General features: G+C 38.1%; 1 protein-coding gene. It reads right to left on the reverse strand.

Features of this window, described 5'->3' with window-relative positions:
- A partial coding sequence (gene tnpA, locus LQ50_RS24165; RefSeq protein WP_034634323.1) for an IS200/IS605 family transposase occupies window positions 1-363 on the reverse strand: 363 nt, incomplete at its 3' end.
- Between the last annotated feature and the right edge of the window lie 143 nt (window positions 364-506).

The following is a 506-nucleotide window of genomic DNA, read 5'->3' on the forward strand; positions in this document are numbered from 1 at the left end:
TTGTTGTATTTTCTTTTTATTTCTACCTACCGTATCGACATAGAAGCCTCGACACCAGAACTTCCGATTCCCATATCGATACTTCAAATTTGCATGTCGATCAAATATCATGAGACTACTTTTCCCTTTTAAGTAACCCATGAATTGAGACACACTTAACTTTGGGGGAATACTCACTAACATATGAATGTGATCTGAACAAGCATTCGCTTCATGAATCATTACACCTTTTCGTTCACATAGATCTCTTATGATTTGTCCAATGCTCTTTTTATATTTTCCATATATGATTTGTCTTCTGTATTTCGGAGCAAAAACGATGTGATACTTACAATTCCATGTTGTGTGTGCTAAACTATTCATGTCCTTCACAGGGCATACCTCCTTCTATGGTGGAATGAAGTGGTCGGGAAACCAACTTTATCCTACCATGAAGTGAGGTTTTTTTAATACCACGCTAGAAGCTCTTTTGAACCCCCGGCATAGCCAGGGGTTTTCTAAACCAC

It is taken from the genome of Halalkalibacter okhensis (assembly GCF_000787375.1).
Classification (GTDB): Bacteria; Bacillota; Bacilli; order Bacillales; family Bacillaceae_D; genus Halalkalibacter; species Halalkalibacter okhensis.